26 protein-coding genes and 1 pseudogene are annotated in these 23558 nt (G+C 67.0%); 13 read left to right on the top strand and 14 right to left on the bottom strand.

What is annotated here, in order from left to right; all coding sequences use genetic code 11:
• Positions 1 to 139 precede the first annotated feature (139 nt).
• Positions 140 to 463 (top strand): annotated as a pseudogene (locus IEY07_RS24750) (hypothetical protein); the annotation flags it as partial.
• Between the two features lie 19 nt (positions 464 to 482).
• Here IEY07_RS24750 and IEY07_RS14180 read toward each other — a convergent pair.
• The 3 genes from IEY07_RS14180 to IEY07_RS14170 are packed head-to-tail and all read right to left on the bottom strand — an operon-like array spanning position 483 to position 3015.
• A complete protein-coding gene (locus IEY07_RS14180) occupies positions 483 to 1547 on the bottom strand; it encodes a COX15/CtaA family protein (protein ID WP_229670102.1) in 1065 nt (354 codons plus the stop codon).
• Entirely contained in the window at positions 1535 to 2308 is a 774-nt protein-coding gene (locus IEY07_RS14175; protein WP_188896017.1) for an ABC transporter permease, read from the bottom strand. The genes IEY07_RS14180 and IEY07_RS14175 overlap by 13 nt, the downstream gene beginning before the upstream one ends.
• The gene (locus tag IEY07_RS14170; protein ID WP_188896016.1) at positions 2305 to 3015 is read right to left on the bottom strand and encodes an ABC transporter ATP-binding protein; all 711 of its coding nucleotides are present in this window, start codon (positions 3013 to 3015) and stop codon (positions 2305 to 2307) included. Before IEY07_RS14170 ends, IEY07_RS14175 begins: the two co-directional genes overlap by 4 nt.
• A gap of 244 nt (positions 3016 to 3259) precedes the next feature.
• Here IEY07_RS14170 and IEY07_RS14165 point away from each other — a divergent pair, with 244 nt between their 5' ends.
• Positions 3260 to 4381, top strand: a complete 1122-nt coding sequence (locus tag IEY07_RS14165) for a phosphotransferase enzyme family protein (RefSeq protein WP_188896015.1) — start codon at positions 3260 to 3262, stop codon at positions 4379 to 4381.
• Between the two features lie 54 nt (positions 4382 to 4435).
• Here the strand turns inward: IEY07_RS14165 and IEY07_RS14160 are convergent, their stop codons facing one another.
• From IEY07_RS14160 to IEY07_RS14145, 4 genes are all read right to left on the bottom strand, one after another.
• Positions 4436 to 4846 (bottom strand): PIN domain-containing protein, encoded by a 411-nt coding sequence (locus tag IEY07_RS14160; protein WP_188896014.1) that lies wholly within the window; start codon positions 4844 to 4846, stop codon positions 4436 to 4438.
• Positions 4830 to 5072, bottom strand: coding sequence for a DUF6364 family protein (locus IEY07_RS14155; protein WP_188896013.1), 243 nt, complete (start codon positions 5070 to 5072; stop codon positions 4830 to 4832). The genes IEY07_RS14160 and IEY07_RS14155 overlap by 17 nt, the downstream gene beginning before the upstream one ends.
• 86 nt (positions 5073 to 5158) lie before the next feature.
• Positions 5159 to 5938 (bottom strand): phosphotransferase, encoded by a 780-nt coding sequence (locus IEY07_RS14150; protein WP_188896012.1) that lies wholly within the window; start codon positions 5936 to 5938, stop codon positions 5159 to 5161.
• 103 nt (positions 5939 to 6041) lie between these two features.
• Positions 6042 to 7166 (bottom strand): IS30 family transposase, encoded by a 1125-nt coding sequence (locus tag IEY07_RS14145; RefSeq protein WP_229670101.1) that lies wholly within the window; start codon positions 7164 to 7166, stop codon positions 6042 to 6044.
• A 240-nt stretch (positions 7167 to 7406) separates the two neighbouring features.
• Between IEY07_RS14145 and IEY07_RS14140 the strand changes: the two genes are divergently transcribed.
• Positions 7407 to 8492, top strand: coding sequence for an ATP-dependent DNA ligase (locus IEY07_RS14140; RefSeq protein WP_188896011.1), 1086 nt, complete (start codon positions 7407 to 7409; stop codon positions 8490 to 8492).
• On the opposite strand, the gene IEY07_RS14135 is transcribed toward IEY07_RS14140, so the two are convergent.
• Genes IEY07_RS14135 through IEY07_RS14125 form a run of 3 tightly spaced genes read right to left on the bottom strand, consistent with a single transcriptional unit; the run spans position 8493 to position 10988 of the window.
• Positions 8493 to 9131: a DUF1266 domain-containing protein gene (locus tag IEY07_RS14135; protein WP_188896010.1), complete on the bottom strand. Its 639-nt coding sequence runs from the start codon at positions 9129 to 9131 to the stop codon at positions 8493 to 8495.
• Positions 9128 to 9634, bottom strand: coding sequence for a hypothetical protein (locus tag IEY07_RS14130; RefSeq protein ID WP_229670100.1), 507 nt, complete (start codon positions 9632 to 9634; stop codon positions 9128 to 9130). The genes IEY07_RS14135 and IEY07_RS14130 overlap by 4 nt, the downstream gene beginning before the upstream one ends.
• On the bottom strand, positions 9627 to 10988 hold the full coding sequence (locus tag IEY07_RS14125) for an ATP-binding protein (protein ID WP_188896009.1): 1362 nt from the start codon (positions 10986 to 10988) through the stop codon (positions 9627 to 9629). The genes IEY07_RS14130 and IEY07_RS14125 overlap by 8 nt, the downstream gene beginning before the upstream one ends.
• Before the next feature lie 237 nt (positions 10989 to 11225).
• Between IEY07_RS14125 and IEY07_RS14120 the strand changes: the two genes are divergently transcribed.
• The 10 genes from IEY07_RS14120 (at position 11226) to IEY07_RS24745 (ending at position 20716) form a co-directional block, all read left to right on the top strand.
• Positions 11226 to 12011 carry a helix-turn-helix transcriptional regulator gene (locus IEY07_RS14120; protein ID WP_229670099.1) on the top strand — a complete coding sequence of 262 codons (786 nt, stop codon included), beginning with the start codon at positions 11226 to 11228 and terminating at the stop codon, positions 12009 to 12011.
• Positions 12012 to 12014: 3 nt separating this feature from the next.
• Complete coding sequence (gene sufB / locus IEY07_RS14115) at positions 12015 to 13484, top strand: Fe-S cluster assembly protein SufB (protein ID WP_188896008.1); 1470 nt, start codon at positions 12015 to 12017, stop codon at positions 13482 to 13484.
• Positions 13485 to 13533: 49 nt separating this feature from the next.
• Complete coding sequence (sufD, locus tag IEY07_RS14110) at positions 13534 to 14781, top strand: Fe-S cluster assembly protein SufD (RefSeq protein WP_188896007.1); 1248 nt, start codon at positions 13534 to 13536, stop codon at positions 14779 to 14781.
• The gene (locus tag IEY07_RS14105) at positions 14781 to 15101 is read left to right on the top strand and encodes a non-heme iron oxygenase ferredoxin subunit (RefSeq protein ID WP_188896006.1); all 321 of its coding nucleotides are present in this window, start codon (positions 14781 to 14783) and stop codon (positions 15099 to 15101) included. Before sufD ends, IEY07_RS14105 begins: the two co-directional genes overlap by 1 nt.
• A 53-nt stretch (positions 15102 to 15154) precedes the next feature.
• Complete coding sequence (gene sufC / locus IEY07_RS14100; RefSeq protein ID WP_188896005.1) at positions 15155 to 15931, top strand: Fe-S cluster assembly ATPase SufC; 777 nt, start codon at positions 15155 to 15157, stop codon at positions 15929 to 15931.
• Between the two features lie 140 nt (positions 15932 to 16071).
• Positions 16072 to 17334, top strand: coding sequence for an aminotransferase class V-fold PLP-dependent enzyme (locus IEY07_RS14095; protein WP_188896085.1), 1263 nt, complete (start codon positions 16072 to 16074; stop codon positions 17332 to 17334).
• A gap of 37 nt (positions 17335 to 17371) precedes the next feature.
• A complete protein-coding gene (gene sufU, locus IEY07_RS14090; protein WP_188896084.1) occupies positions 17372 to 17872 on the top strand; it encodes a Fe-S cluster assembly sulfur transfer protein SufU in 501 nt (166 codons plus the stop codon).
• The gene (locus IEY07_RS14085; protein WP_188896004.1) at positions 17869 to 18258 is read left to right on the top strand and encodes a metal-sulfur cluster assembly factor; all 390 of its coding nucleotides are present in this window, start codon (positions 17869 to 17871) and stop codon (positions 18256 to 18258) included. The genes sufU and IEY07_RS14085 overlap by 4 nt, the downstream gene beginning before the upstream one ends.
• Before the next feature lie 63 nt (positions 18259 to 18321).
• The gene (locus IEY07_RS14080; RefSeq protein ID WP_188896003.1) at positions 18322 to 19920 is read left to right on the top strand and encodes an ABC-F family ATP-binding cassette domain-containing protein; all 1599 of its coding nucleotides are present in this window, start codon (positions 18322 to 18324) and stop codon (positions 19918 to 19920) included.
• A gap of 256 nt (positions 19921 to 20176) precedes the next feature.
• Positions 20177 to 20716, top strand: a complete 540-nt coding sequence (locus tag IEY07_RS24745) for a helix-turn-helix domain-containing protein (RefSeq protein WP_229670098.1) — start codon at positions 20177 to 20179, stop codon at positions 20714 to 20716.
• Positions 20717 to 20821: 105 nt separating this feature from the next.
• Here IEY07_RS24745 and IEY07_RS14070 read toward each other — a convergent pair whose 3' ends face one another.
• The 4 genes from IEY07_RS14070 to IEY07_RS14055 are packed head-to-tail and all read right to left on the bottom strand — an operon-like array spanning position 20822 to position 23542.
• Positions 20822 to 21655 (bottom strand): putative RNA methyltransferase, encoded by an 834-nt coding sequence (locus IEY07_RS14070; RefSeq protein ID WP_188896002.1) that lies wholly within the window; start codon positions 21653 to 21655, stop codon positions 20822 to 20824.
• 37 nt (positions 21656 to 21692) lie between these two features.
• Positions 21693 to 22454, bottom strand: coding sequence for an SDR family oxidoreductase (locus IEY07_RS14065; RefSeq protein WP_188896001.1), 762 nt, complete (start codon positions 22452 to 22454; stop codon positions 21693 to 21695).
• A gap of 13 nt (positions 22455 to 22467) precedes the next feature.
• Positions 22468 to 23295, bottom strand: a complete 828-nt coding sequence (locus tag IEY07_RS14060) for an SURF1 family cytochrome oxidase biogenesis protein (protein WP_188896000.1) — start codon at positions 23293 to 23295, stop codon at positions 22468 to 22470.
• 13 nt (positions 23296 to 23308) lie between these two features.
• Complete coding sequence (locus IEY07_RS14055) at positions 23309 to 23542, bottom strand: DUF6457 domain-containing protein (protein WP_188895999.1); 234 nt, start codon at positions 23540 to 23542, stop codon at positions 23309 to 23311.
• Positions 23543 to 23558: the final 16 nt, after the last annotated feature.

The raw sequence follows: 23558 nt of genomic DNA, 5'->3' as shown, positions 1-23558 counted from the left end.
CGGCGGGGGCTACTGGCCGACCGCGGGCTGGTACGGGATAATCCGGGAATCAGCCCTCACGGGAAGGCACCCGGTGGTTCATTCGATCGAACTGCTGCTGGACGACGAATCCGAAGCAGCAATCAAGCGGCAATGGCGGATGCTGGCCGACGCCGGCCTGCCCAGCGAGCACCGCGCACCGTCCGGCGCCTCGCGGCGCCCGCACATCACCATGATCGCTTGTGAACAGATCCCGGTGCCGACCGCGCTCGGCCTCGGTCCGACCCTGTCGGACGCGCTACCGCTGCCCGTGATCGTCGGCGCGCCGATGATCTTCGGGATCCCGAAGGTCGGCCGTCCGGGACTGATCCTGGTCCGCCAGGTGGTGGCCACGGTCGAGTTGCTGCAGTTGCAGCAGAAGGTGTTCGCGGCCTGCCCGCCGCCCGTCGAGCACCGGTTCGGGCCCGGCTTCTGGGCGCCGCACGTGACGCTGGCGCGCCGGCTCAGACCTGATCAGGTGCCGGCGGCGCTGCAGCTGCTGGCGCGGAGCGGGGCATCGGTCGGGACCCCGCGGGAACTGGCCGGGAAGGTGTCGGGGGCCCGGCACTGGCTGGGTGATGTGAAGCAGGCTCGGAATCTGCTCTGAGCGCTGAGCTCTCCCGGTCTGAGCTCTCCCGGTCTGAGCTCTCCCGGTCTGAGCTCTCCCGGTCTAGGCGGACCGAGCAGAGCAGATTGGACGCCAGCGCCATCGTCCCGGCGGCGCCGAGCATGTGGACGGCGACCAGACCGATCGGCAGGTTGCTGTAGTACTGGACGAAGCCGACGATCGCCTGCGCGACCTCGATCAACAACAGGTAGACCGTGGCCCGGTTCCGGATCAGGATCAGGCAGCCGATGGTGGCGGCGACCAGGAGATACACCGCGCCGGCGTGCAGGTGGCTGACATCGGCCGGATTCAGGCCCGTGCGCCGGGCGTGCACGTCGCCGGCATGGGGACCGGAGCCGGTCACGATGGTGCCGAGGCAGACGACCAGCCAGGCCAGTCCGAAGGTGATCACCGACAACACTCGGGTGCGCCGGCCGACCGGACGCGCCGGTGCGGGCCAGGTGAGCCGGAGCAGCCATACCGACAGCGCGACCAGGACCATCGAGTCCAGCGTGTGCAGGGCCACGACGTACGGATTCAGGTGGGTGCGGACGGTGATCCCACCGATCACACCCTGGAAGGGGATTCCGAAACCGAGGGCGAAGGTCAACCACCGCAGCTTGCGATCGCGGCCGCGGTTCCCGCTGTGATGCAGCAGAGCGGCGATGAAGGTCAGCGCCGCGTTGATCATCAGCACGAAGGTCAGCATCCGGTTGCTGAATTCGATCGCCCCGTGCACACCCAGAGCCGAGTGCGGGGTGTACGAGCCCGGTGTGCACTGCGGCCAGGTCGGACAGCCGAGACCGGAGTCGGTCAGCCGGACCAGCCCACCGGTGACGATGATCAAGATGTTCAGCACCAGCGACGAGACTGCAAACCACCGCAGCCTCGACCCCAATACGGAGACGTTCAGCCGACCCATCGAAACACCTTCCTTGCAAGGACGATCAGCAGGCCGGCCCAGATCGCGAGGACGAGTAGCGGCCAGCCGTCGATGATGCCGATCGAGGCCTGCCGCAGCTCTTCGCCCAGGGCACCCGTCGGCAGCAACCGGACGACCAGCTCCAACGGGCCGGGGAATCGCGACGCCGGGATCACCAGGCCACCGGCGATCAACAACACGACGTAGATCACATTCGCCAGCGCAAGCGTCGCCTCGGCCCGCAGGCGACCGGCCAGGATCAGGGCGAAGGAGACGAAGGCGGTGATCGCCAGCAGGACCGCGACGACTGCCAGACCTGTTGTTGCGGCGGAGAAGTGCGGCCGCCAGCCGATCGCCAGACCGACCGCGGAAAGGATGATCAACTGCCCGATCACGATGATCATCACCGCTGATGCCTTGCCGGTGATCAGCCCGGTGCGGCCCAGCGGCGTTGCAGCCAGCCGCTCCAGGACGCCGTACCGGCGCTCGAAACCGGTGGCGATGGCGACCGATGTGAAGGCCGACGACCAGACGGCGAGTGCCAGCACCGAGGCGGCGAGTTGATCACCGAAGAGGTCGGAGTCCAGGAACCGGGCGGCGACCATGATCGCGATCGGGATGATCAACGCCAGCAGCAGCTGTTCGCCGTTGCGGACCAGCAATCTGGCCTCGGTCAGACCGTGACTGATCACCCGCCGGCTCGCCGGCGCGGCGCCCGGGGCAGGGGAGAAGTCCAGACCGGTTGCGGTGGATTGGCTCATGCGATGCTCGCGTGGGTGTTGGCCAGGAAGACGTCCTCCAGGCTCTCGCCGCCGGCGGTGAGCTCAGCGACGGTGCCGGTGATCGACACCCGGCCGCGGTCGACGATGTGGATCCGGTCGGACAGGGCTGCCGCCTCCTCCATGGCATGGGTGGTGAGCACGATGCTGACTCCCGCCGCACCGAGTTCGGTGAGCAGTTCCCAGGTCGCGCGCCGCGCATGTGGGTCCATGCCGGCGGTCGGCTCGTCCAGGAAGACCAGTTCCGGTCGGCCGATCAGCGCTCCGGCCAGGTTGACCGCTTGTTGTTGGCCGCCGGACAGCCGCCGGTAGGTGGTCCGGGCCAGGGCGTGCAGGCCGAGTCGGTCCGCGAGTGCGTCGACATCGAGCGGGTGGGCGTACAGCGAGGCGAGGTAGTGCAGGAGTTCCAGCGGCCGGATCCCGGTCCAGGCACCGGTGCTCTGCGGCATCATCCCGATCCGGGCCGCCGTCTCGGCACTGCCCGGCTGCCGGCCGAGGACCAGGACCGAGCCGCTGGTGGGACGGATCAGACCGGCACAGACCCGCATCAGGGTGGTCTTGCCGGCACCGTTCGGCCCGAGCACCGCGGTCAGCTCGCCGGCTGCGGCCTCCAGCGTGAGATCGTCGAGCACCGTACGTCCCGAGAAAGCGACGCCGAGGCCGCTGACCAGCAGCGCGGGAGATGACACCCGAAGAGTGTACGGCGATCCGCACGCTCTACTACAAACGGTCGTACAGGAGTCGTTGACAGGGCGCCCGGATACCGCAATGATCACGGTGGCGCTGACCGGCGCCGAGCCTCAGAGTGACCTGCCCCAGCCGGGTCCTCGTAGGGGTGAAGGGGGAGCTGCCCTCAAGGTCTCATACCAACCCAGGCCTGTACCGAGTGCCGTGAGTTGCTGGGGGACGATGGCACGTCGAGGAAGGCTTGTCATGACCAAAGACGGAAGCTTCAAGCGCGCCGTACGCCAGCGGGCCCGGGACACCGGGCAACGGTACTCCCAGGCTCGTGCCGATCTCCAGACCGCTCGGCGGCAGGAGTTCACTACCACGCGACCGTTCGACCGCGACGACCTGAAGGACCATCTCGAGGCCACGTACAAGATCAATATCGCGGCGCTGGCGCCGATCGACGACGACCCGAAGACCCGCCCCCGAGGATCCTGGCCGGGGCACTACGCCTCGACATTGTTCGTGCGGCGTGCCGACGGCGAGCCGTGGATCGCCCGAGTCTTCAGCTCGGCTGCCGACACGGTCGGTCGGGTAGAGGGTGACGCCGAGATCCTGCGATTCCTTGCTGGGCACGGTTATCCGGCGGAGCGGGTCGCCACGGACCAGCCGGTCTCGGTGCTGGACGGCAAGGGCGTGATCGTCACCCAGTACATCCAGGGCGGTCGGCCGGCAGATGATCATGCGGTCGTGTCGAGGGAGCTGGGCGGACTGCTCGGTCGACTGCACTCCCTGCCGTCCGGAGGCGGCGCGGTAGCGCGGGACGGCGGGGCCGAGGAGACCGACGGCGGCTTTCACGTCGGTCGGCCGAAGCAGGATCTTGCGGCGGCGATGAGCTTTCTGGTCAGCGTCGAAGACGAGCTCGGTCCAGAGTCCCGGGAAAGGTTCGAGTGGCTGCGAGCGAGGGTCGAAGAGGCCGACGACGCTGAAGGACTGCCCGAGGCACTGACCCACAGCAACTTCCACTACTGGTCGGCTGTCGGATGCCCCGGCGATCTCGCCATTGTCGGTTGGGCGGGCTCCGGGCGGGGTCCACGATTGCCTGCACTCGCCTGGCTGCTGCGCACAGCCGGGGAAGCCGGACCTGAACATCCCGAATTCGTGGAGGCAGTCCTCGACGGCTACACCGAACACATCCAGCTCACCACCGAAGAGCTGGAAAGACTCCCCGCGATCCTGAATCTGAAGTCGCTCTGGCTGGCCTGTCTGGAGTTCCGGATGTCGGTCCGCAACGGCACCGAGCCCGGGACCGGGTGGCGACATCCGGAGAGCTTCGAGTACGCCGCCCGCCTCGCGGATCTGGTCATCGCCAGGCTCGGCCGCTGACCTGGCCTCGGGCCAGACGTCGCAGGGCCGCAGGTGTCGCCCGCGGGAGCGCACTCACTCGAAGGGGTTGCGCACCACGACGCCGTCGTAGTCCTGTCCGGAACTGAGATCCTCAGACAGCACCTCCGTGCATTTGGCGGTGCGCGCAGCTTCAATGATCGCCGCATCCCAATATGAGATCTGATAACGCTCACGCGTGGCGAGTGCCGAGCTGACGATCTTGGTGGTCACTGGCTCGATCGGGAACCGGCCCAGAGACTCGATCATCGCCACGGCGTCGGCGTGCGAAAGGGCCCCTTCGCGAGAGGTGCGCGTCGTCTGGACATAGAACTCGCCCAGCACCTGGGCCGATAGCGCGAGATCTGTGGCGCGAAGTATCTCGCGCGCTTTGTCTCGCTTCGCCGTCTCGGCTCGCGCAGTGGACACCGCGTAGAGAACGACATTCGTGTCAACGAAGCGCGGCACGGTCGTGAACCTCATCACGGCTGAGCCGATCGGATGCGCTGAAACCTTCTACGCGTTCGAAAACCTGCTCTTGCAGCGCACGGAGTCGGTCGAACTCACTGTCCTGGCTCGACAGGCTGCGCAGATAGTCGGCAACGAGAGCGCTGACTGAGCGACCCTGTTCGGCTGCCTTGATCCGCGCGTCTCGATAGACATCGTCGGGCACTGACACGGTCACGTTCTTCACAGTCTCACAGTATCACTGCATCACAGTTCTCGGACCGCTCCGGCTCCAGCGCATCGCCGCGGAAGTAGTCCGGAGTCGCGTCATCGTCAGCCTCGAGTTTCCAGCCATCCTTGTTGCAGGGCGGCGGCGATGAAGCCCTCGACGTGGAACGCTGCTCCATCGAGGTCGTTGCGACTGTCGTTGAAGAGCGCGTTGCCGAGCCGGGGCAGTCCTCCCCAGAGCTGCCAGCCGACATCCCGGACCGGGTCCGACAAGTCGATGTGGTCCCAGTCCAGCAGGTACGGCGTGCCGTCGCTGATCACATAATTGTGAATATGCGGGTCGGGGTGCACCGGTTGCATCGGCCAACTCGGGATGTGCGGCGCCTGGTCCCGCCATGATCGGAAGGCAGCCTCGAACTCTGCGCTCCGGAGTTCAGGACAGTGTCGATCCGAGCGCTCGAGATCCCGCTCGACCAGCGACCGGGCTGCTGGCACATCCAGGCGCCAGAAGACAGGTCCGGCTACCACGAGCGCGGCCAGTTCGCTGTCGTTGAGGTAGCTGGTGATCATGTCCGCCCACCTCGCCCGATGGCTCAGCCACCAGACATGATCAGGATGCGGCCCGGTGACAGCACGCTGGATCAGGTACGCGACTCCGTCGGCTTGACCGAGCGCGATGATCTCGGGCGTGACACCCAGATCGGACAGTCGCTGCATGACTGTCGCCGGAGTCTCGGTGAGCTTGATGGCGACCGCGCGGTCGGCCTGATGCGCCAGCCGGGTCGCCTCCATGGTGCCGAGCGCGTCCGAGAGTTGCCAGTCGCCGCCAAGATCACGACGGAGAATCTCGGCGGCCAGGTCTTCGGACAGTCTGTCGGAAACCATGCTCGAACTATCGCCGGGGGAGGGCCCGTGGTCGAGTCAATTACCAATAGTGAGCATTCTGGCCGTCTCGATCGTGGAAAGGGTCGATTACGAGGGGGCGGTTTCAAGTGGTCGGCGCAACAGTGAGTAGTTGGTTGAGTGTTTCAGCTGGGGTGGCGAAGCTCAAGATCTTGCGGGGTCGGGTGTTGAGGAGTCGTTCGGCCTCGGCGACCGCGTCGTCGGTGACCTGGGTGAAGTCGGTGCCCTTGGGGAAGAACTCGCGGATGAGTCCGTTGCCGTTCTCGTTGGTCGGCCGTTGCCAGGGCGAGTGCGGGTCGCAGAAGAACACCGGGCAGTCGGAGGCGACGCTGAACTGGGCGTGGTCGGCCATCTCCACGCCCTGGTCCCAGGTCAGCGACCGCCACAGGCTGGTCGGCAGCCGAGCGGCCATCTGACTCAGCCGGTCGGTCACGGTGGTGGTGTCGTGGACCTCGATCCGGCTGATCAGGCAGAACCGGGTGGTCCGCTCGAACAGGGTGATCAGCGCCGAGCGGAGATCACCGCCGATGATCAGGTCACCTTCCCAATGTCCGGCCACCGCCCGGTCGTCGGCCTCGGCCGGTCGGGCGGTGATGGTGGCATTCCCGATCCAGGACCGGTTGGTCCGGGCCGGCAGCTTCGATCGTGGCCGTCGGGAGGTCCGCCCGGACCGCAATGCCTTCTCCACGGTCAGCTCGTGCCGCAACGCCCCGGCGCCCTGGACGTAGAGGGCCTGGTAGATCGTCTCGTGACTCACCTGCATATCGTCCATGTCAGCGCGGCCGACGAACTCTCGCCGTAACCGGCCGGCGATCTGTTCGGGGGACTGCCGGTCGTTCAGCCGGGTCTTCACCTCCTCCCACAAGGGTGTCCCGGGCCGGATCTTGCATGGTTTGGGACGGCGGCGACGTTCGTCGGCTCGCTGTTGAGCGACCTTGCATCGATAGCGGCCCTCGACACTGCCGGCATTGACCTCACGTTTGACCGTGGACCGGTGAACTCCCAGCTCCCGGGCGATCTGGGAGTGGATGCGTTTCTCCCGGATCCGGATCCCGATCAAGATTCGAGCCGAATACGTCAGATGCCCGGCCGCGTCGAGATAATCGCCATCGGGCGGCTGCCTCGGATGATGAAAGACCCGTGACATCGGTGAGCGTCGTCGCTCGCTCGGCCCGGCAATCCCACCGATCCGGCCCATCTGCAATGGCATGCCCGCGACTCTGGTCTATCGCCACACGCTGGTGAAGGACGTCCCGACCCGACGCGCCGCCTCCAAACAAGATTCCCCCGAAGCCACCAAATCCAATGCCCGAGCCCGCACTCCAGCGTCATATCCCACAACAACCTCCAACAACGGTTGTTGCGTCGACCACCTGAGCTCACCGGGTGAACGGGCGTCGAGACCGCCAAAGTACTCACCGGCACGGGGACATCGGCCATGATGGGTGCCATGGACCTGCCCGTGATGCCACCGGTCTCGCCGATGCTGGCGAAGTCGGTCAAGACGATCCCGACCGGTGACCTGAGCTATGAGCCCAAGTGGGACGGCTTCCGGTCGATCATCTTCAAGGACGGCGACGAGATCGAGATCGGCAGCCGCAATGAGCGGCCGATGACCCGCTACTTCCCCGAGATGGTGGCCGCCTTCCGCGAACTGCTCCCGGACAGGTGTGTGCTGGACGGCGAGTTGATCTTGATCGCGGCATCGGGCGATCGACTCGACTTCGACCAACTGCAGCAACGGATCCACCCGGCGGCCAGCCGGGTCACGATGTTGTCGGAGACCACGCCGGCCCGGTTCGTCGCCTTCGATCTGCTCGCGCTCTCCGACGTCGACTACAGCTCCCGTCCGTTCGCCGAGCGCCGCGCGACGTTGGAGTCGATCTTGGCCGAGGTGCCCGAGCCGGTCCATCTGACACCGGCCACCACCGATCCCGCGATCGCCGAGCAGTGGTTCACCGAATTCGAGGGCGCCGGCCTGGACGGGGTGGTCGCCAAGCCGCGGCAGTTGGCGTACCAGCAGGACAAGCGGGTGATGTTCAAGATCAAACACGAACGCACCGCCGACTGCGTCGTCGCCGGCTACCGGACGCACAAGAGCGGCCCGGACGCGATCGGCTCCCTGCTGCTCGGTCTGTACGACTCCGACGGCCGCTACGGCGAGCCGGGCAGCCTGTTGTCGGTCGGAGTGATCGGCGCCCTTTCTGCGGTCCGGCGGAAAGAGCTCTTCACCGAGTTGCAGCCGTGGGTGACCAGCTTCGACGATCATCCGTGGGACTGGGCCAAACAGCTGGAGGGCAACCGCACCCCGCGCAACGCGGAGGGCAGCAGATGGAGCGCCGGCAAAGACCTGTCCTTCACCCCGCTGCGTCCCGAGCGCGTCGTCGAGGTCCGCTACGAACACATGGAGGGCAACCGGTTCCGGCACACCGCCCAGTTCAACCGCTGGCGTCCCGATCGGACTCCGGAGTCCTGCACCTACGAGCAGCTCGACGAGCCGGTCAACTTCGATCTTGGCGACATCCTCGCCGGTTGATCACAGCCGGGTGTGCAGCCACGGGCTGACCGGATCGGAATTCAGCTGCCTGATCACCGGGCCGTGCTCGGCGAACGAACCCGCGATCTGTCCGTAGTCGGTGTTGTAGGCCAGCCAGAAGGCCCGGCCGAGCAGAAACGCTTGACCGTATTCGAGCCAGTCCAGATGGGCGCCGCGAGCCCGCAACAGCGCTGCTTCCAGATACGCCCAGGACTCGCCCTCGCTGAGCCGTCCGATCGAGAAGGAGTTGCGGACCATGTTGGCCAGCCGGGCGATGTCCCAGGCGACGATCGACCGCGGAGCGGGGAACGGCAGCAACCGCGCGTCCGGACCGTGCAGCACCGGCGCCCACCGTTCGGCGATCGCCGGCGTCTCGGCCATCCGCTCGTACAGCGGCGCATGCATGCCGGCGAGCAGTTGGTCCAGCGTCTCCAGCGTCTCATTGCGATCATTGACGCCCCACCAGTCCCGCATCCCCTGCACGGTGCTGCACTGCGCATCGGTGTGCCGCCCGTGGTCGTGGCTGGCCAATTGATCGGCCGGTGCCGAGGAGTGCGCCGTGTACGGCGCCGCGAGCGCCAGCATGGCGAGATTGACCGGCGGCAGCTGATTGCCCGTCCAGATGGCGAGTTGGCTCACCGGCGCAGGGTAGCGGCGCGCAGGTCCGACACGACCGCTGCGACCCGGCGGCGCTCGGCCGAATTCAGCAGCGCGGTGAGGGTGCCGCCGTGCAACTGGTCCAGATAGTCGTAGAGGTCGATCAGGGCGTCACCGAGTCCGGCCTGCCAGTCGCCGGCGCGGGCCAGTCGGTCTGCCAGCTGACGACCCTGCGCCAGCGTTACAGCCGCGTTGACAGGCTGGTCGAGACGACGGGGGTCTCCGTGATCCTGCCTGCTCCGATCGGCTCGGGCCGAGTTGATCATCGAGTTGACCATCGACGTCACCCGCGCCCGGTCCGGGGCAGCCAGCAGCCGGTCGAATCCGGGTGGGCCGTACAGCTGGTCGAGATACGCGCAGAGCGCTCCGAACAGCTCGACGCCGTCGGCCGCGTCAGCACTGTCGGCCAGCCGGCGCAGTTGCCGCAGCCGGTCGCGTGTCCGCAGGATCGGCTCCGCTGCGTGTGAGTCCGGATCGTCAGCCACGGCCGGCACCTCGCGTCCGCGAGCCGGCGGCAGGCGTACGCCTCCTGGCGGCAGCCGCCTCGGGTACCGCACTTGCAGCGCGCCCCGGCTTCGGGGCGCGCCCAGGTCTCGCCGTGCCGCCGGGTCTGCCTGCGGGTGTTGTCGTCTGCGACCGGTTGGGTCGTTCCGTCGATCGGGTGGCTCGCTCGGCCGCCGGTGCGGGTGAGGGTGCAGCTGCAGGCGCGATGGTGGCGGTCACCCAGTGCTGGAAGCCGGGATCGCCGATGGTCAGTTTGTCGCCGGTGCGCCGCAAGATCCCGGAGTCGACCAGGCTTGCGATGAGGCGCCCGCGCTCGACCAGCTCCTGCGGCCCGGACGGGATCGGCGGCTGGCCGGATGCGGCTTCGCGGGGCTGATCGATCGCGGACAGCACGATCACCCGGGCATCGTCGGACAGCCGGGACCAGCCGGCCCGATAGGCCCACTGATCGGCATCGCGGACGGCTCTGATCGTTTCCTCGGCGACGGCCCGGTTTACGCCGCGAGCCGGGTCCGCCAGGGTCGCGGCACGTCCGGCCAACGACCTCAGGTGGCCAGGATCTCCGTTGGCCTCGTGCACCAGCCGGGTCACCGCATCGGCCTGCACCGCCGCACCCTGCCGGTGCAGGTCGGCAACCAGTGCCGCCTTGAGCTCGGCCTCCGGGATCGGTGAGCACTCACGGATGTCGTAGCGGTCTGCGATCTTGGTGGGGTCGACCGCCGAACCGGTGCTGAGCAACGCGTCGACCGCCGGAGCGGAGGCGCCCACGACCAACTGGCCCGGCCCGCCGCCGGTCGCCAGATGGTCGGCCAGCTCGGCCACGGCCTTCAGGTCGGACTGCTTGGCCGGGTCCAGGTTGTCGATCGCCAGCAGCAGCTTCTTGTTCTGTTTCTCGGCCACAGCCGTCAGTCGCTCGGTCAGATCGGTGAGCGTCGGACGGGCTGGGGCCTCCCACCAGGAGATCGCCTTGCGCAGCAGCGGTCCCAGGGCCGCGGCCGCCTTCTCGGCCCATTTGAAGCGGTCGCCGAGCACGTTGTCCACCACCCGGCCGAGGTCGCGGAGCACCCGGTCGCCGTTCGTCGTGGCGGCGAGGTCGTCGAACTGGTCGTTGACCGCGCGGGCCAGCCGCTTCTCCAGCGGCTCGCGCGAGCCCGCGTCGATCGTCAGAACGAGATCACCGTTGTCCCGTGCGGCATCGACCGCCTTGCCGACGGCGTACGTCTTGCCCATCCCCGGAGGCCCGGTGAAGATCACCGTCGGCGCCGAAGCCGGCCGGTTCTGCAGATAGATCGAACGGCCGGAGCCGTCGGTCCTGTTGATGATGTAGTCGTCCACGTCTGCCCCCTCGAGTTGCCTCCGAGACGCCTGCCCGCCCGTCCGGCGGCAGGTCCTGGGTGAGCGTAGGCAGATCCTCAGGGCGTCGTGTTGCGGTTGTCCACAGGGGCCGCGACTCCGGACTCGGTCGGCCGGATCGGTGGCGAGGCCACGCCCGCCTACGATGTGATGCATCCAACGGCCGGGTTAGGCGGGCCTTGCTTGAAGCGGCCGGGTGAATAAGGGCACACTGGCGTTGTGAAAAACCCGGTGCAGGCTCCGACCGACATCGCGAAGGGCGATGCCGGCTCCGAAGACGCCTCGACCCGGCAGCGCGTCGCGCAATCCATTCTCGAACACGGTCCGTCGACGGCCGCCGATCTCGCCAGCCGGCTCGGCCTGACCGCCGCGGCCATCCGGCGGCATCTTGACGGCCTCACCGATCGCGGCCTGGTCACCTCCCGCGAGCAGCGCGTCTACGGCGCCCGTGGTCGCGGTCGCCCCGCAAAGGTGTTCCAGCTGACCGACGCGGGCCGGGCGGACTTCTACCAGGCCTACGACAAACTGGCGATCGCTGCGATGCAGGCGCTGGTGCGGGCCGGCGGCGCAACCGCGGTCGAGGAGTTGGCCCGCAGCCGGATGGCCGACGTCGAGGCCCGCTACCGCAGCATCCGCGCCGGTGATGGTGGGGGCGGCGATGATGGGGGCGGTGATGAAGGGGATGACGCAGGGGAGACCGCCGGGCTGACCCCCGCCCAGGCGCTGGCCAAGGCCCTGTCCGATGAGGGTTACGTCGCCGGCACCCAGCCGGCGGTCGCGGGCGAGCAGGTGTGCCAGCACCATTGCCCGGTCGCGCACGTGGCCGAGCAGTTCCCGCAGCTGTGCGAGATCGAGACCGAGACCTTCTCCAAACTGCTGGGTGTGCACGTCCAGCGGCTGGCGACCATCGCCCACGGCGACGGCGTCTGCACGACCCACGTTCCGTACGACCCCGAACTCGTCAAACAGCGGCTGAAGAAACCGACATCAACGGAAGGCAACTGAGATATGACCCAGGTCCAAGATCCCCAGACCCAGCAGTCCGGGACGACCAAGATCGCCGGTACGGGTGAGACCCAGGACCAGCACCTGGACGCCCTGGGACGCTACCGGTTCGGTTGGGCGGACTCCGACGAAGCGGGTGCCCTGGCCCAGCGTGGCCTGAACCCCGATGTCGTCAGCAATATCTCCGCCCTCAAGAACGAGCCGGAGTGGATGACCCAGCGGCGGCTGAAGGCGCTCAGGCTCTTCGAGCGCAAGCCGATGCCGCAGTGGGGCGCCGATCTGTCCGGTATCGACTTCGACAACATCAAGTACTTCGTCCGGTCGACCGAGAAGCAGGCCGAGAGCTGGGAAGAGCTTCCGGAGGACATCCGCAACACCTACGACCGGCTCGGGATCCCCGAGGCGGAGAAGGCACGGCTGGTCGCCGGTGTCGCCGCCCAGTACGAGTCCGAGGTCGTCTACCACAAGATCAACGACGAGCTCGAGAAGCAGGGCGTGATCTTCCTCGACACCGACACCGCGCTCAAGGAGCACCCGGAGCTCTTCGAGGAGTACTTCGGGACCGTGATCCCGGCAGGCGACAACAAGTTCGCCTCGCTGAACACCGCGGTCTGGTCCGGCGGCTCCTTCATCTACGTCCCGAAGGGCGTGCACGTCTCGATCCCGCTGCAGGCCTACTTCCGGATCAACACCGAGAACATGGGCCAGTTCGAGCGCACCCTGATCATCGTCGACGAGGACGCCTATGTGCACTACGTCGAGGGCTGTACGGCGCCGATCTACTCCTCCGACTCGCTGCACTCGGCGGTCGTGGAGATCGTCGTCAAGAAGGGCGCGCGCTGCCGCTACACCACCATCCAGAACTGGTCGAACAACGTCTACAACCTGGTGACCAAGCGCGCCACCTGCGAAGAGGGCGCGACCATGGAGTGGATCGACGGCAACATCGGCTCCAAGGTCACCATGAAGTACCCGGCCGTCTACCTGATGGGCGAGCATGCCCGCGGTGAGACGCTGTCGGTCGCCTTCGCCGGCGAGGGGCAGCACCAGGATGCCGGTTCCAAGATGGTGCACTGCGCGCCGAACACCTCGAGCTCGATCATCTCCAAGTCGGTCGCCCGCGGCGGCGGCCGGGCTTCCTACCGCGGTCTGGTCGAGGTTCAGGAGGGTGCCGCCGGTTCGGCCTCGGTGGTCAAGTGCGACGCGCTGCTGGTCGACCAGATCAGCCGCTCCGACACCTACCCCTACGTCGACGTCCGCGAGGACGATGTCTCGATGGCGCACGAGGCGACCGTGTCGAAGGTCAGCGAAGATCAACTCTTCTACCTGATGAGCCGCGGTATGCAGGAGGACGAGGCGATGGCCATGGTCGTTCGCGGCTTCGTCGAGCCGATCGCCAAGGAGCTTCCGATGGAGTACGCCATCGAGCTCAACCGGCTGATCGAGCTGCAGATGGAAGGCGCGGTCGGCTGACCGGCTTCGCACCCGTTCGATCAAGATCACAAGCTAGAAAGCGACGTACGTGACTGTTACTGATGCTGCCCAGAGTCCCAATCGAACAAGGGACAATGTCAGCGGTGCCATCGAGACCAGCGACAAGGTGGCCAGCCACCTGCACCCGAAGGGCTCTTTCCGGGTCGACGACCATCCGGTGCCGACCGGGTTGGAGGAGATCTGGCGCTTCACCCCGCTGAAGCGCTTGCGCGGCCTGCACACCGACGCGCCGTTCGGTACCGGGAGTGTCGAGTTCTCCGCCAGCCTGGCCCAGGGTGTGAAGCTGGAGGAGGTGCCGGCCGATGATCAGCGGGTCGGCAGCAGCGGCTACGAACCGACCGATCGGATCAGCGCCCGTGCCTGGGAGGCTGCCACCACCGCGACCGTGATCACGATCCCGGGGGACACGGTGGTCGGGGGCGCGACGATCCTCACCCACACAGGGGTTTCGGTCGATGCCGCTTCGGCCGGCCATGCGGTGATCATTGCCGAGCCGTTCTCGGTCTCCACCGTCGTGCTGCGCTTCGAGGGCTCCGCGGTCGTCGCCGACAACATCGAGTACGTCCTCGGTGACGGCGCGCAGCTGACCGTCGTGAGCATCCAGGACTGGGCCGACGACGCGGTGCATCACTCGACCCAACACGCCTTGGTCGGCAAGGACGCGCAGCTGCGACACGTTGCGGTCTCCTTCGGCGGTGATCTTGTCCGGTTGAACGTCTCGCTCGCCTACGACACCGTCGGTGGCGAGGCCGATCTGCTCGGCCTCTACTTCGCCGATGCCGGCCAGCATCTGGAGCACCGGCTGTTCGTCGATCACAACCGGCCCAAGTCGATCTCCAACGTCGACTACAAGGGCGCCCTGCAAGGGGAGAAGGCGCACACGGTCTGGATCGGCGACGTGCTGATCCGCAAGGCCGCCGAGGGCATCCAGACCTACGAGTCGAACCGGAATCTGGTCCTCACCGACGGCTGCCGGGCCGACGCTGTGCCGAACCTGGAGATCGAGACCGGCGAGATCGTCGGGGCCGGCCACGCGGCGACCACCGGACGCTTCGACGACGAGCAGTTGTTCTATCTGCAGAGCCGCGGCATCGACGAGTCCGAGGCCCGTCGCCTGGTGGTGCACGGCTTCTTCGCCGACATCATCCACAAGATCGGCGTTCCCGCTGTCGAGCGTGGCCTGATGGATGCGGTGGAGAAGGAGCTGGCGATCAACATCGGCACTCCGGACTCCTACGCGGCGGCCGTCGACCAGACCGGCGAGGAGCCCGCCTGATGGCTTTCCGCAGCGTCTGCCCGCTCGCCGACATCGCGCCGGAATCCGCAATCGCGGTCGAGGTCGACGGCGAGGACATCGCGATCGTCAACTCCGCCGGCCAGATCTACGCGGTGATCGACGAGTGCAGCCACGGCGCCATCCCGTTGAGCGAGGGCGACGTCGGCAACGGCGAGATCGAGTGCTATATGCACGGATCCCGCTTCGACCTCAAGACCGGCGAGCCGCTCGGGCTTCCGGCCACCGAACCGGTCGCCGTCTACCCAGTCAAGATCGAGAACGACGAGGTGCTCGTCGACATCGAGAACCCGCTCAATTGATCTTCACGAACTGATCTTCACGGACTGAAAACCACACAGGAGAAACACCGAATATGTCCACTCTCGAGATCCGCGACCTGCACGTCTCGGTCAACACCGAGGACGGCGCCAAGGAGATCCTCAAGGGCGTCGATCTGACCATCAAGTCCGGCGAGATCCACGCGATCATGGGCCCGAACGGTTCCGGAAAGTCAACCCTGGCGTACTCGATCGCCGGTCACCCGAAGTACACGATCACCAGCGGCGAGGTGCTGCTGGACGGCGAGAACATCGTCGCGCTGACCGCCGACCAGCGGGCCCGCGCCGGGCTGTTCCTGGCCATGCAGTACCCGGTCGAGGTGCCCGGTGTCTCGGTGTCCAACTTCCTGCGCTCGGCCAAGACTGCGATCGACGGTGAAGCCCCGAAGCTGCGAACCTGGGCCAAGGATGTGAAGGAGGCCATGGACCGGGTCCGGATGGATCCCGACTTCGCCTCCCGGTCGGTCAACGACGGCTTCTCCGGCGGCGAGAAGAAGCGCCACGAGATCGTCCAGCTGGAGCTGCTGAACCCGAAGTTCGCGGTCCTGGACGAGACCGACTCCGGCCTGGACGTCGATGCGCTGCGGATCGTCTCCGAGGGCGTCAACCGCTACACCTCCCAGGGCGACCGGGGCGTACTGCTGATCACCCACTACACGCGGATCCTGCGCTACATCAAGCCCGACTTCGTGCACGTGTTCGTCGCCGGCAAGGTCGCCGACCAGGGCGGCCCGGAGTTGGCCGAGCGGCTCGAGGCAGAGGGCTACGACAGCTACGTGCAGGCCGCGAAGCTGCAGGCAGCGCAGAACTGACACCAGAGCTGATCTGAGAATCGGAGCCGAGGAGACTGACGATGACCTCCGAGCTGAAGGACGACGTCGAGCGGATCGCGGGCAGCGACGCGGAGTATCCGATCACGGACCCGCGTCCCACTGACACCGACGGCGCAACCATTCCGTTCGACGTCGAGGCGATCCGTGGCGACTTCCCGATCCTGGACCGCACGGTCGGCAGCTATCCGCTGGCCTACCTGGATTCGGCGAACAGCTCCCAGAAACCGCAGGTCGTGGTCGAGACGATCGATGATCACTACCTGAACCACAACGCCAATGTGGCCCGGGCGATGCACATGCTGGGCGCGGAGGCCACCGAGGCGTACGAGGGTGCTCGGTCGCGGATCGCCGGATTCATCGGCGCCGCCAGCTCCGAGGAAGTGGTCTTCACCAAGAACGCCTCCGAGGCCCTCAACCTCTGCGCCTACACGCTGGGTTCGACACTCAAGCCGGGCGACGAGATCGTGATCTCCACGATGGAGCACCACTCCAACATCGTCCCGTGGCAGCTGGCCTGCGAGCGGACCGGTGCCACCCTGCGCTGGTTCGACGTCACGCCGGACGGTCGGCTGGACCTGGAGAAGGCCGCCGCGGACAACCTGATCAACGAGCGGACCAAGATCGTCTCGCTGGTCTGGGTGTCCAACGTGCTCGGCACCCTGAACCCGGTCCGGCAGATCGCCGACCAGGCCCATGCGGTCGGCGCGACCATGATCGTCGACGGGTCCCAGGGCGTGCCGCAGCTGCCGACCCGGGTTGCTGACCTGGGTGCGGACCTGCTGGCCTTCACCGGTCACAAGATGGTCGGACCGACCGGGATCGGCGTGCTCTGGGGCCGTTACGACCTGCTGTCGGAGATGCCGCCCTTCCTGGGTGGCGGCGAGATGATCGAGGTCGTCCGGATGACCGGCTCCACCTACGCTGCACCGCCGCACCGGTTCGAGGCCGGTACGCCGCCGATCGCGCAGGCGGTCGGCCTGGCGGCGGCCGCCGACTACCTGGAGACGATCGGCATGGACGCCATCGCCGATCACGAGCAGGTGATCACCGGCTACGCGCTGCAGGCGCTGCAAGCGGTCGACGGCCTGACCGTGCTCGGACCGACCGAGCTCGACGCCACCGGCCGCCCGGTCGGTCGCGGTGGCGCTATCTCCTTCACCCTCGATGGGAAGTACGGCCCGATCCACCCGCACGATGTGGCCCAGTTCCTGGACTCGCGCGGTGTCGCCGTCCGCGGCGGCCACCATTGCGCGCGGCCGCTGCACGAGGCGTACGGGATCCAGTCCAGCACCCGGGCGTCGTTCTACCTCTACACGACGACAGCCGAAATAGACCAGCTGGTGGACGCGTTGGCGTACACGAAAGCCTTCTTCGACAAGTGATGGACCCGACAGATCTGATGAGGACGAAGCAGTGAGCATGGACGTTGAGGAGATGTACCAGGAGATCATCCTGGACCACTACCGTGCCAAGCATTTCAGTGGACTCCGCGACCCGTACCAGGCCGAGGTCCACCACGTGAATCCCAGCTGCGGCGACGAGGTCACGCTGCGCGTCCACCTGACCGGCGGCAAGATCGACGACGTGTCCTACGACGGACAGGGCTGCTCGATCTCGCAGGCCTCGACATCGGTGATGGCCGGTCTGGTCCGGGACAAGTCGATCGACGAGACACTCGGGCTGCACGACGAGTTTCTCGCCATGATGCAGAGCCAGGGCAGCGTCGATTCCCTGGGACAGAACGCCGACGAACTGGAGGACGATCTCGAGGACGGCATCGCCTTCCTCGGCGTCGCCAAGTTCCCGGCCCGGGTCAAATGCGCCCTGCTGGGCTGGTCGGCGCTCAAGGACGCCGTGATCAGGGCGCAGGCCGACCAGGGTGCAAGCCAGCCGAACGAGAGCGAGAAGGTGATCTCATGACCGAGCAGACCAGCGAACAGGCCAGGCCGTCGGATCTGGTGCGGGACGACCTGCCGGCCGACACCGTCGCCGGTAGCGCGGTGAGCGTTGAGGACGTCACGGAGGCGATGAAGGACGTCGTCGACCCCGAGTTGGGCGTCAATGTCGTCGATCTCGGGCTCATCTACGGAGTCCAGGTCGAGGACGACAATTCCGTCACCATCGACATGACCCTGACAACGGCCGCCTGCCCGCTGACCGATGTGCTGGAGGACCAGACCGCCTCGGCTCTGGAGGGGCTGGTCGAGAAGGCGACGATCAACTGGGTCTGGATGCCGCCGTGGGGACTGGAGCGGATCACCGAGGACGGCCGCGAACAGCTCCGCGCCCTCGGCTTCAACGTCTGACGCTCAGCTGCGTCGGCAGGTAATCAATTTGGGCCGTACGGCCAAGTAGGGAATCGTTAGCGCGTGTTGGTCGTACGGGATGTCGAGGTGCGGGTCGGTGCCCGGCTGCTGCTGGACAAGGCGTCGTTCCAGGTGGCGCCCGGGGACAAGATCGGTCTGGTCGGGCGCAACGGCGCCGGTAAGACCACGCTGACCCGGATCCTGGCGGGGGAGGGACAGCCTGCTTCCGGCACCATCACCCACACCGGCAGTGTCGGCTACCTGCCGCAGGATCCGCGGACCGGTGATCCGGAGGTGCTCGCCAAGGACCGGATTCTGTCCGCCCGCGGGCTGGACACCGTTCTGACCCGCCTGCGCCGGACGGAGCAGGAGATGGCATCCGAGGACGAGGACGTGCGTGAGCAGGCCATGGAGCGCTACTCCCGCATCGACGCCGAGCTGAACGCCGCCGGTGGCTATGCCGCGGAGTCGGAGGCGGCGCGGATCTCCTCCAACCTTGGCCTGCCCGACCGGGTGCTGGAGCAGCCACTGCGAACGCTGTCCGGTGGTCAGCGGCGCCGGATCGAGCTGGCCAGGATCCTCTTCGCCGGTGCCGATACGATGCTGCTCGACGAGCCGACGAACCACCTGGACGCCGATTCGATCATCTGGTTGCGGTCCTACCTGCAGAACTACTCCGGCGGCCTGATGGTGATCAGCCACGACACCGACCTGTTGGAAGAGACCGTCAACAAGGTCTTCCACCTGGATGCCAACCGCTCGGCGCTTGATGTCTACGCGATGAACTGGAAGCGCTACCTGCAACAGCGGGCGACCGATGAGGAGCGCCGCCGCCGCGAGCGCAAGAACGCCGAACGCAAGGCGGACCGGCTTTTCACCCAGGCCGAGAAGATGGGTCACAAGGCGACGAAGGCGGTCGCGGCGAAGAACATGGCCCGCCGGGCCCAGCGGATGCTGGACGGCCTGGAGGCCGAGCGGGTCAGCGATCGGGTGGCCAAGATCAAGCTGCCGGATCCGTCCCCCAGTGGCCGCACGCCGTTGACAGCGACGGGGTTGTCGAAGGCGTACGGGTCTCTGGAGGTGTTCGCCGGAGTCGATCTTGCGATCGACCGCGGCAGCCGGGTGGTGATCTTGGGCCTGAACGGCGCGGGCAAGACCACTCTGTTGCGGATTCTGGCGGGCATGGCCGAGCCGGATGCCGGCCAGGTGCATCCGGGGCACGGCCTCAAGCTCGGCTACTACGCCCAGGAGCACGAGACCCTGGACGTCAATCGGACCGTGTTGGAGAACATGAAGTCCGCGGCGCCGCATCTGAACGAGACCGATGTCCGCAAGGTGCTCGGATCGTTCCTGTTCAGCGGTGACGACGTCGACAAGCCGGCGGGTGTGCTCTCCGGCGGTGAGAAGACCCGGCTGGCGCTGGCCACGCTGGTCGTCTCCAGCGCCAACGTGCTGCTGCTCGACGAGCCGACCAACAACCTGGATCCTGCTTCCAGGGAAGAGATTCTCGAGGCGATCAGGTCCTACGCCGGTGCCATCGTCCTGGTCACTCACGACGAGGGTGCGGTCGAGGCCCTGGAGCCGGATCGGGTGCTCGTGCTTCCCGACGGCACCGAAGATCTGTGGACTCCCGATTACGCCGAACTGATCACGCTGGCCTGATCATGCCGGTCTGATCATCGGCCTCGTGTCGGTGAAACGATCACTACAGATCGTGATCATTTCGGCGCCGCTGTCGATCTTGACGGGTCGAACTCCCGGACAAGATCGCTGATCATGGCGAAGAAATTGCGCAAAACGACCCGCCGGGTGCTACAAATGATTGATCATTGATCTTGAAATGGCGATCATTGATCACAAGTCATGGTACTGACATGTCATCGAGCACCCGCTTGGTGACTGGAATCCAGGAGGAAGAGTGGCCAAGGCATCACTAGCTAAGGGTTCTCGGATCACGGGTGCCGATCGCGACAAGCTGGCGACCCAGTACAAGAAGGACTACACCGCGGGCAAGAGCATCCGCGCCATCGCCGACGACTCGGGACGGTCGTACGGCTTCGTGCACGGCGTGCTCGCGGAGGCGGGCGTCGACCTGCGCGGACGCGGCGGTGCGACCCGTGGCACGGCGAAGAAGACGGCTGCCAAGAAGGCGCCCGCCACCAAGGCCGCCGCCAAGAAGGCTCCGGCCAAGAAGACGGCTGCCAAGAAGACGCCCGCCACCAAGGCCGCCGCCAAGAAGGCTCCGGCCAAGAAGACGGCTGCCAAGAAGGCTCCGGCCAAGACGGCCGCGAAGAAGGCGCCGGCGACCAAGACCGCCAAGGCGGCTGCCAAGAAGGCTCCGGCCAAGAAGACGGCCGCCAAGAAGACGACCAGCACCAGGGCCGCTGCCAAGAAGGCGCCGGCGACCAAGACCGCCGCCAAGAAGGCGCCGGCCAAGAAGACGGCCCGCAAGCGCTGACTCCGTCACTTCAAGATCACGAAGGCCCGGCCGCTGCCAGCAGTTGCCGGGCCTTCGTGTCCGCTGATCGGATCCGGCCCATCCGCCGTGGCCCGGGCGATCGACTCACCGGCGGCGAAAGACCGACAACGTCACGGACAAGGTGACGGCCGTCGGCGCGGGCAGGGCAGCGATCCGCTGCTCCAGATCGTCCTTCCGGTGGTGGGCAGTGGGACCCATCAGGACCAGGTCGGCCAGCGTTGCGGATCCCAACCGGAGCGTCGTCTTGAGATCCTCCTGCTGGTCCGGGGCGAACCAGTCGCGCAGCGACTGCTGCAGCTGTGCGGGCTTGCCCGGTCGGACGTCGATCATGCCCAGTCGATCACGGATCTCGACCAGATGATCATCGCTGGGAGTGGCGATCAGCAGCCGACCGCCCGGGCTCAGCAGCCGGGCGAATTCGCCGGGATTCCGCGGGGCGAAGACCACCATGATCAAATCGGCTGCGGCGTCCTTGATCGGCAGTCCCGCCCAGGTGTCGGCCACGATCGTCCCGATCCTGTCGCTGACCCGGGCTGCCCGGCGGCAGGCCACCGGCGACAGATCAGCCGCGATTCCGCGCGCGCCGGGGATCGCGGTGAGCACCTCGCCCAGGTAGTAGCCGGTGCCGGCGCCGGCCTCGATGATCACGGCATCGTCGGGGGCCGCCGTCGCCGCGAGCCCGGCCAGACGCGCGGCCAGGGCCTGGTAGTGGCCGCCGGACAGGAAGCGATCGCGGGCGGCGATCATGTCGGCGGTGTCGGCGTTGGCGCCCTTCGGTGTGCGGGTCAGCAGGTTGACGTACCCCTGGCGGGCGATGTCGAAGCTGTGGCCGGCAGAGCATCGCAGGGCGTGCTCGTGGACGGCGAGCCGGCGGCTGCAGACCGGACAGCGCAGCAGGTGGACGACGGAGTCGATCATGGCTTTCCGCCATTCACCGCAGGGGGGCGCGACATGATCACAGCGCGCGTAGAGCGCCGCCGTCGACCGCGATCATGGAACCGGTGATGTAGGAGGCCGCCGGGGACAACAGGAAGGCCGCGACCCGGCCGAATTCGGCCGGCTCACCGGCTCGGCGCAGCGGGATCGTGCGTTCGCGCTGGGCGCGCGCCGCATCCGGATCCTCGGCCAGTGAGTCCAGGTGCCGGGTCCGTTCGGTGGTGATCCGGCCGGGCAGCAGGCCGTTGATCCGCAATCCCTCCGGTCCGTGCTCGTCGGCCACCTGCTTGATCGACATGCCCAGACCCGGCCGCAGGCCGTTGGAGGTCGTCAGCCCGGCCAGGGGTGACTTGACCGAGGTGGACAGCACCACTCCGATCGCGGGATCGGGAGCGGTCGTCCGCTCGATCACCGTGGTGATCACTCGCAGGGTGGGCAGGAAGACCGAGTCGAAGGCCTGCTGCCACTGGTCGGCGGTGATCCCGGCCACTGGACCGGCGGGCGGACCGCCGACGCTGATCAATGCGCCGTCCAGTCGCCCGAAGCTGTCCAGTGCGGCGGTGGCCGCCCGGCCAGCCGTCTCGGGATCGGCGAGATCGGCGGTGACGGCGACGGCGAAATCGGGCCCGAATTCGGCGACCGCCTCGGCGAGCACCTCCTGACGGCGGGCGACCAGGACGACTTTCGCACCCTCGGCAACCAGCGCGGCTGCCGACGCCCGACCGAGGCCGCTGCTGGCTGCGGTGACGATGAAGACCCGATCGGTCAGCTGGAGATCCATGCCGGCGATCCTGTCATGCCACCGGTGAGCCGGTTTGCTCGCGCTCCTTCTTGGCTCGCTCCCGCGCCTCGCTCTTCTTCTGCTCCTCCAGGCGTTCCCGGCGGTCCCGCAGATCGCCGCGGATGAAGACGACCACGCCCAGCACGCCGATCCCGGTGAACATGAACCACTGCACGGCGTACCAGAAGTGCGGGCCGTCATCCAGTTCCGGCAGTGCGATCGGCTCGGTGGTGATGGAGTCCTTGGGCGTCATCGACAAGACGTCGATGTAGCCGTTGACGACCGGCATCTTGAGATCGGCGCCGAGCTTGTCGGAGTTGATCGAGCGGGCGTGCCCGTCGACCGGGACGAGCGCGCTGTCGTGACCGGACTCGTTCTGCCGGACCCTGCCGACGATCGTGACCCGTCCGGACGGCGGCGGCGGGGCGGTGTTGGGGATCTGGGTGCCGTCCATCAGCACGACGAACCCACGATCCACCAGCAGATTCTTGCCGCTGGTGGTGTGCAGCGGGGTGACGACCTCGTAGCCGTCGTCGTCACCGTCGTTGCGGTAGCGGATGATGTACTGCTTTGCGCTGTCGAAGGTGCCGGTGACCCTGACCCGCCGCCATTCGTCCGCGGTGGTGATGGTGTGGGTGAAGACCTGGTCGAAGTCGGCGATCGGCGCCGCCTCGTTGGTCCTGGTGATCTCGTTGTTGGCGCGGCGCTCATGCAGTCGGCGCAGCTGCCACTCGCCGAGGTTGACGAAGACCACGCCCAGGAATGCCACGAACACTATGAGCGCGACCCACCGCACCCAGAGCGGATGCTGGGGTGCTGGCTTGATTTCGGGGTGCGGCACCCGATGATTCTAGTTACGCCTCGCCAAGAACCAGCGATGTGGCCTTGGCGGCGGCTGAGCCCAGCGACTGGCCGCGACCGACAGCAACGCCGACGAGGAAACTGGTCAGCGGGGCGGCGGGCCGCTGGACCTCGTGTGCGGCGTCGCGGGCCAGGTCCAGGACGGTGTGCACGCCGTCGTCATCCAGCGTCAGGTCAAAGATCCCTAGTTCTTCGGCGAGCTTCCGTAGCCAAGCCTCGAGTTCCATGAGTGCCATCATGGTC

The organism is Microlunatus endophyticus, assembly GCF_014646195.1.
GTDB lineage: Bacteria > Actinomycetota > Actinomycetes > Propionibacteriales > Propionibacteriaceae > Microlunatus > Microlunatus endophyticus.
Note: the sequence above shows the minus strand (reverse complement) of the source record. Positions and strands in the feature narration are given on the sequence as shown.

Coding starts and splice junctions, on each gene's coding strand:
- sufU (WP_188896084.1), top strand. CDS start 17,372: ATGGACGTTGAGGAGATGTACCAGGAGATCATCCTGGACCACTACCGT.
- sufB (WP_188896008.1), top strand. CDS start 12,015: ATGACCCAGGTCCAAGATCCCCAGACCCAGCAGTCCGGGACGACCAAG.
- sufC (WP_188896005.1), top strand. CDS start 15,155: ATGTCCACTCTCGAGATCCGCGACCTGCACGTCTCGGTCAACACCGAG.
- IEY07_RS14165 (WP_188896015.1), top strand. CDS start 3,260: ATGACCAAAGACGGAAGCTTCAAGCGCGCCGTACGCCAGCGGGCCCGG.
- IEY07_RS14150 (WP_188896012.1), bottom strand. CDS start 5,938: ATGGTTTCCGACAGACTGTCCGAAGACCTGGCCGCCGAGATTCTCCGT.
- IEY07_RS14175 (WP_188896017.1), bottom strand. CDS start 2,308: ATGAGCCAATCCACCGCAACCGGTCTGGACTTCTCCCCTGCCCCGGGC.
- IEY07_RS14145 (WP_229670101.1), bottom strand. CDS start 7,166: ATGCCATTGCAGATGGGCCGGATCGGTGGGATTGCCGGGCCGAGCGAG.
- IEY07_RS14105 (WP_188896006.1), top strand. CDS start 14,781: ATGGCTTTCCGCAGCGTCTGCCCGCTCGCCGACATCGCGCCGGAATCC.
- IEY07_RS14055 (WP_188895999.1), bottom strand. CDS start 23,542: ATGGAACTCGAGGCTTGGCTACGGAAGCTCGCCGAAGAACTAGGGATC.
- IEY07_RS14070 (WP_188896002.1), bottom strand. CDS start 21,655: ATGATCGACTCCGTCGTCCACCTGCTGCGCTGTCCGGTCTGCAGCCGC.
- IEY07_RS14180 (WP_229670102.1), bottom strand. CDS start 1,547: ATGGGTCGGCTGAACGTCTCCGTATTGGGGTCGAGGCTGCGGTGGTTT.
- IEY07_RS14065 (WP_188896001.1), bottom strand. CDS start 22,454: ATGGATCTCCAGCTGACCGATCGGGTCTTCATCGTCACCGCAGCCAGC.
- IEY07_RS14085 (WP_188896004.1), top strand. CDS start 17,869: ATGACCGAGCAGACCAGCGAACAGGCCAGGCCGTCGGATCTGGTGCGG.
- IEY07_RS14140 (WP_188896011.1), top strand. CDS start 7,407: ATGGACCTGCCCGTGATGCCACCGGTCTCGCCGATGCTGGCGAAGTCG.